Origin of the sequence: Streptomyces sp. ADMS (assembly GCF_033441795.1) — a bacterium.
GTDB lineage: Bacteria > Actinomycetota > Actinomycetes > Streptomycetales > Streptomycetaceae > Streptomyces.
In genome coordinates this window covers 1-5,771 of record NZ_JAVFVX010000157.1, presented here as the reverse complement: position 1 = coordinate 5,771, position 5,771 = coordinate 1, and the positions used below count along the sequence as shown (strand labels likewise).

Here is a 5,771-nt window from a genome sequence, read left to right as displayed (position 1 = left end):
GAACACACGCAGCCCGGGGACCCGTCCGGACTCGGGCATCGAACGCGAACCCCAGAACACGTCCGTCGGGGGCGCGCAGATCCAGTCCCAGCACCACATCGCGGTACGGCGTCGTGTCACCGGACCCGCCGAAACGCCTTGTCCGGCGCTTCTGCCCGTGCTCGTCGTCGGCGCGGACCAGCACGACCGGCCGCTGCGCCCGGGCCACCACGGCGAGCGCCACGGGGCCGAGCAGGACCCCCGCCACCATTCCGAGGCCCCTCGATCCGAGCACCAGACGTTCGGCCTCCTTCGCTGTGGCGACCAGCGCCGGCACCGGCCGGACGGCGATCTACTCGGCACTCACCCGTACCCCGGAACAGCGATGGGCCGGCCAGGCCTTCGTCCCGGTCAGCAGACGGGCGGACCGGTCTGCTCCTGGCGGGGCAACAGGATGGCCGGCGAACGGCGCGTACTCGTGGTGTTGTCGCTCCCCCGCGTACACGATGCGGAGCGGAATCCGTACATCGCGGCCTCACGGGCGGCCCACTCCGCCGCGGCCAGGCTTTCGTGCGAACCGTCAAGACCGGCAGCGACGGTACGGGGCACGAGCGGACCTCCGTCGGGAAGGGCTCAGGGGGTACGGTCGGCCGGCACGAGGGAGGGACGGTTCGGAAGTGTGGTGGGCCGACGGTCCAGGAACGCAGGACACGGTCCGCGCTCGGCAGGCGGTGTCTGACGTTCAGATAGGAAGGTGTACGCCGTACAGGGTGCGTCCGCCGACGAGTGCGCGTCCGGTGACCAGATCCGGGGCGATGCGCACGAAGACCTCCTGCGGGGCCGGTGCCCAGGAACGCGGCCCGGTCCGCAGCAGCCGTGCGTGCTCTGCGGGATCGGTCACGAGGGTGGCCGGCCCCATGACCACGACGCTCCAGCCGGAGTGGGCGTCGGCGTCGACCGTGTCGGCCTCGAAGGCCACCACAGCTCCGTCGACCGCGCTCACCAGTTCCGACGAGGCAGAGGTGCGCACCAGCACTGCGCCGTCGCGGTCGAGGCAGAAGTTGACCGGCAGGACGGCGGGCAACGCCCGCCGTGTGTACACGATGCGCCCCACGGGCACCTCGGCCAGGATGTGCAGGCACTCCTGCCGGTCGAGTTCGCGGAATCCGTCGTTGGCGTCCATCTGCCTTCTCGTCTCTCACCTGACATCGCGGTACCGGCACTGTCCATGGTCAACTGGCGCCGGCGTCCCCAGCCAGGAGTCATCGGTCCCGGCTTCCGGAGAAGGATGCCGTGCAGACCAACGTCAGGCCGCCCGGACGGCGACCTCTTCGTGCGAGGGCCCGCCGAGCACCACCTTGAGGGCGCCGGTGTCGGCGGCGCGGGCGAAGACGTCGTACGCCTCCTCCATGCGCTCCAGCGGGAAGGTGTGGGTGACCAGCTGCGCCGTGGGCAGCCGGCCCGCGGTGGCCATGCGCAGCAGCGTGGGCGTGGAGTACGTGTCCACGAGACCGGTGGTAATGGTCACGTTCTTGATCCACAGATCTTCCAGGTGGATCGTGGCGGGCTTGCCGTGGACTCCGACGTTGGCCACGTGACCGCCGGGCCGCACCATGCGCGTGCACAGCTCGAAGCTCTCCGGCACGCCGACCGCCTCGATGACCACGTCGGCGCCGAGCCCGTCGGTGAGATCGGCGATCAGCTGTTCGGGGTCCTCGCGGGCGTCGGCCACCGCGTCGGCGCCGAGCCGCTTGGCGGCCTCCAGCCGGGACGCGGCGAGGTCGACGGCGACGATCCGCTCGGGCGAGAACAGGCGCGCCGTGGCGATCGCCGCGAGTCCGATGGGACCGGCTCCGACGACGGCGACGGTGTCCCCCGGACGTACCTGACCGTTGAGAACGCCCACCTCGTAGGAGGTCGGGAAGATGTCCGCGAGCAGCACGGCGTCCTTGCTCTCGACCGCGCCGGGCAGGGCGTGCACGGACAGGTCGGCGTACGGAACGCGGACGTACTCGGCCTGGGTGCCGTCGATCCGGTGGCCGAGGATCCAGCCCCCACCGCCCCGGCACTGGCCGTAGCTGCCCTCTCGGCAGTAACGGCAGCGCCCGCAGGCGCTGATGCAGGAGACCAGCACCCGGTCGCCCGGACGTACGGTCCGCACGTCGCTGCCGATCTCGACGATCTCGCCGACGGCCTCGTGCCCCAGGACGGTCCCCGGGCGCACCTCGGGGACGTCGCCCTTGAGGATGTGCAGGTCCGTGCCGCAGATGGTGACGGCGTCGACCCGCACGACGGCGTCGGTGGGTTCCTTGATCGCAGGGTCCGGGACCTCCTCCCAGGCGGACTGCCCGGGGCCGTGGAAGACGAAGCCTTTCATGACGCTCCTCCCCGTTCCTTTCGAGTACCTGAGTGCCCCGCGCATCCAGCTTGTCGGGTAATCACCCACTCCGCTTGGGCCGTCCGGCCCCCTCACCCGCCGGACGGTCCCTGCCGCGGGGCGGTGGCGCGGAGAGGGGCTGACCGACCCGGCCGAACAGGGACCGAACGGCCCTTCCGGGCACCCCGGTGGCCCCGCTTCTCTGTCCTCATGGCCGACAACCACACGCGGTCCACGCCGTACCGCACTCATCGCACATCCGGTGACACGACCGTCGTGGCCCTGCAGGGCGAGATCGACCTCCTGACGGTGCCCGCGCTCATGGAACACCTGGACTCGCTGACCGCCGACCAGTTCCCTGATCTGGTGCTCGACCTGCGGGCCGTCGCCTTCATCGACTGCGCCGGGCTGGGCGTGCTGTGCCGGGCGCTGAATCGCTCGCGGGCTCGGCAGGGCCGCCTGCGGCTGGTCACGGACAGCGCCCGGCTCCTGCGGATCCTCCGCTGCACGGGCCTGACCGGTGCCTTCGAGATCCACCCCCGATGGCCCGAGGACCTTGCCGGCACAACGGCCGCGCAACCCGTCCCCGCTTCGGCCGGCTGAGTCGGCCCAACGGGCCGTGGCGCAGAGAAATGCCTCTCCGCCGCGGCCCGTTGGGCCGCACGGCCCTTTCTCGCTCTGCCGTTGACCCCAAGCGGCCTGGCGGCTGCGCCTGGTCGGCCCCTGCCGCGCCGTTGTCCCGGCTGTCACCTTCGGAGGTGTCAGGACGACGAGGAGGTGCGGACCGATGGCCGGTGTCAAGTACGCGAAGAAACCACTGCACACCGGACGCTCCGCGAGTACGGCGCGGTGCCGGCGGACGAAGCGCCGCGCGTCCTCGTGCCGGCGCCCCGCGCAGAGCCCGCCGCCGACCACGGCGGCGTCGTACCGCGCCACGTTCGTCACCAACCGGCCGGACGCGACTCGACGGTCAGCCCGCCCTTGCGCAGGACGTGGGCGACGGTCTCGGCGATGCCCGCCGTGGAACCGTTCGTCGTTCCGTAGGTGACCGGCACGGTGCCGGCCATGGTGGTCCGCTCCTTTTCACCGCCGGCGCAGCCAGTCGTCGGCCACGCCGTGCGGTGCCGCTCGTACCAGTTCCTCGGCCCGAAGGTCCGCGTCGTCCATCCGGAAGGTGAGCTTGCCGACCACGTCGACCACGCCGTCGATCCGGCGGGCCATGGCCACGGCGATCTCCGTCTCGCTCTTGCGTTCCATGTGTCCGGTGAGGGTGACGACGCCCTCCGCCACGGAGACCTCGACGCTGCGCGGCGCCAGCCACAGCGCGCGCACCAAGACCTCCTCGATCACCTCGGTGCGGATCTCCTGGTCGGGCCGCAGGAAGACCTGGAGGAGGTCGCGGCGGGTGACGATCCCGACGAGCCGGTCCTCCTCGTCGAGGACGGGGAGCCGTTCCACGTGCCGCCGGACCATGGTGCGGGCGGCCTGGACGATGGTGTCGTCCGCGTGCACGGCGACGGGCGGCCGCGTCATCAGCTCACCGGCGGTCTGTGCCCGGCCCTTCGCGGTCCGGCGCTTGGCGCCCGGGGTCCAGTCGGCGAGCATCGCGCGGTGCTTCGGCTCGTACGGGTCCGGGATGGTCGCCTGGTGCATCATCAGGTCCGTCTCGGACAGGACCCCGATGACCTTGTCGTCCTCGTCCACCACCGGGAGTCCGCTGATCCGGTGGGCCGCCAGCAGCCTGGCCACCTCCTTGAACGGTGTGGCGTGCTCGGCGCGGACGACGTCCGTGGTCATCACGGCGCCGACCTTTTTGTGCCTCATGGTCGTTCTCCTCCTCAGCGCAGTCGGCGCAGATACGGGTCCTGGGGGCGGCGCGGCAGCAGGCGTACCCGTGCGTCGAGCACGGTGACGCCGTCCGGTGTCGCCAGGACGGGGTTGAAGTCGGCCTCGGCGAGCTGCGGCAGGTCCGCCGCCATCCGGGACAGCCGCATGAGCAGCTGCTCCAGTTCCCCGAGGTCGACGGGGGTGCTGCCGTTCGCGCCCAGCAGCAGCGGAGCGCACCGCGGCGAGGTGATCAGGTCGTGCACGTCGCGGTCGGTGAGGGGGGCGAGGCGGGCGGCGTGATCCGCGAGAACCTCGGTTGCCGTGCCGCCGAGTCCGAACAGGACGAGCGGACCGAAGACCTCGTCCTGGACGACGCCCGCGAACAGTTCGGTGCCTCGGACGGCGAGGGGTTGCAGGACCACGCCGGTCATGAGTCCCGCGAAGCGGGTCTCCAGGTCCCGGAACGCGGCCCGGACCTGGGCGTCACCGCGCAGGTCGAGGTGGACGGCATGCTCCTGGGCCTTGTGCAGCAGCCCCGGCCAGTGCGCCTTCATGACGACCCGGCCGTCGAAGCCGCGCAGCCGTTCGGCGGCGAGCACGGCAGCGTCCTCGCTGTCCGCCCACGCCCACGGGATCTGCGGAACGCTGTAGCAGGCAAGCAGGTCGGCGCAGGTGCGCGGGTCGAGCCAGCCTCCGTCGGGATGCGCGGCCAGGTACTCCGCCACGACCGTGCGCGCCCGACCCGTCTCGATGTCTTCGAGGTCGGGGACGACGCCGGCGGGCCGGGCGAGCCAGGCGGCCCGCGCGGCGGCGTGCGCCAGCGCGCGGGCCGCCGCCTGGGGTTCGGCATAGGAGGGGATCGTGCCGCCGTCCGCGGCGGGCAGCAGCCGGACGGGCTGGTCCTGCTCCAGGCGCACCGCGAGCACGGGGCGAGTCCGCCGGCCGGGAGCCGCCGTGACGGCGCGCACCAGGTCGTCGCCGGTGGCGGCGGCGATCGCCGTGGGCACGAGGGCCACAACCACGGCGTCGATGCCGGAACACCGGGTCAGCCGGTCGACGCACTCCGTGAGCTGTTCCTCGGACACCGCGGCCGTGGCGTCGACCGGGTTGCCGATGGCGGCGCCGTCCGGCAGTACGGCGAGGAGTTCGTCGATCATCGTGGGGGTGAACGGGGGCAGAGCCAGCCCCGCTTCAGCGCAGGCGTCGGCGGTGAGCACTCCTGCTCCGCCCGCGTTGGTGACGATCGCGACGCGGCTGCCTTCCGGCAGCGGCTGGGAGTGCAGCAGGGCCGCCGTTTCGAGGAGCTCGCCGACCGAGCGGGTCGCGGTGATGCCGGCCTGGGTGAACAGCGCGCCGCGGGTCATGGTGCGGGTGGCGGCGGCCGCGGTGTGGGAGGCCGCCGCCTTGCGGCCCGCGTCGGTACGGCCGGCGTCGACGGTGAGTACCGGTATGCGGCGCGTCACGCGCCGGGCGGTGCGGGAGAAGGCGCGCGGGTTGCCGAAGGACTCCAGGTGCAGCAGGGCGAGTTCGGTGCGGCCGTCGCTCTCCCACCACTGGAGCATGTCGTTGCCGCTGACGTCGTACTTGT

General features: G+C 72.2%; 6 protein-coding genes and 1 pseudogene. 1 reads left to right on the top strand and 6 read right to left on the bottom strand.

The window, feature by feature from the left end; translation table 11 throughout:
• The 3 genes and pseudogenes from RB628_RS36775 to RB628_RS36765 all read right to left on the bottom strand — a co-directional run.
• Positions 1 to 274, bottom strand: a pseudogene (locus tag RB628_RS36775) (universal stress protein); the annotation flags it as partial.
• Between the two features lie 447 nt (positions 275 to 721).
• A complete protein-coding gene (locus RB628_RS36770; protein WP_318324990.1) occupies positions 722 to 1,162 on the bottom strand; it encodes a pyridoxamine 5'-phosphate oxidase family protein in 441 nt (146 codons plus the stop codon).
• A 123-nt stretch (positions 1,163 to 1,285) separates the two neighbouring features.
• The gene (locus tag RB628_RS36765) at positions 1,286 to 2,356 is read right to left on the bottom strand and encodes a zinc-dependent alcohol dehydrogenase family protein (RefSeq protein ID WP_318324989.1); all 1,071 of its coding nucleotides are present in this window, start codon (positions 2,354 to 2,356) and stop codon (positions 1,286 to 1,288) included.
• A gap of 210 nt (positions 2,357 to 2,566) precedes the next feature.
• Here RB628_RS36765 and RB628_RS36760 point away from each other — a divergent pair, with 210 nt between their 5' ends.
• On the top strand, positions 2,567 to 2,959 hold the full coding sequence (locus tag RB628_RS36760; protein WP_318324988.1) for an STAS domain-containing protein: 393 nt from the start codon (positions 2,567 to 2,569) through the stop codon (positions 2,957 to 2,959).
• 338 nt (positions 2,960 to 3,297) lie between these two features.
• Here the strand turns inward: RB628_RS36760 and RB628_RS36755 are convergent, their stop codons facing one another.
• The 3 genes from RB628_RS36755 to RB628_RS36745 all read right to left on the bottom strand — a co-directional run.
• A complete protein-coding gene (locus RB628_RS36755; RefSeq protein WP_318324987.1) occupies positions 3,298 to 3,423 on the bottom strand; it encodes a hypothetical protein in 126 nt (41 codons plus the stop codon).
• 16 nt (positions 3,424 to 3,439) lie between these two features.
• A complete protein-coding gene (locus RB628_RS36750; protein WP_318324986.1) occupies positions 3,440 to 4,180 on the bottom strand; it encodes a CBS domain-containing protein in 741 nt (246 codons plus the stop codon).
• A 14-nt stretch (positions 4,181 to 4,194) separates the two neighbouring features.
• Positions 4,195 to 5,771: acetate--CoA ligase family protein (locus RB628_RS36745; RefSeq protein WP_318324985.1), on the bottom strand; the 1,577-nt coding region annotated here is incomplete at its 5' end.

Coding starts and splice junctions, on each gene's coding strand:
- RB628_RS36770 (WP_318324990.1), bottom strand. CDS start 1,162: ATGGACGCCAACGACGGATTCCGCGAACTCGACCGGCAGGAGTGCCTG.
- RB628_RS36765 (WP_318324989.1), bottom strand. CDS start 2,356: ATGAAAGGCTTCGTCTTCCACGGCCCCGGGCAGTCCGCCTGGGAGGAG.
- RB628_RS36750 (WP_318324986.1), bottom strand. CDS start 4,180: ATGAGGCACAAAAAGGTCGGCGCCGTGATGACCACGGACGTCGTCCGC.
- RB628_RS36755 (WP_318324987.1), bottom strand. CDS start 3,423: ATGGCCGGCACCGTGCCGGTCACCTACGGAACGACGAACGGTTCCACG.
- RB628_RS36760 (WP_318324988.1), top strand. CDS start 2,567: ATGGCCGACAACCACACGCGGTCCACGCCGTACCGCACTCATCGCACA.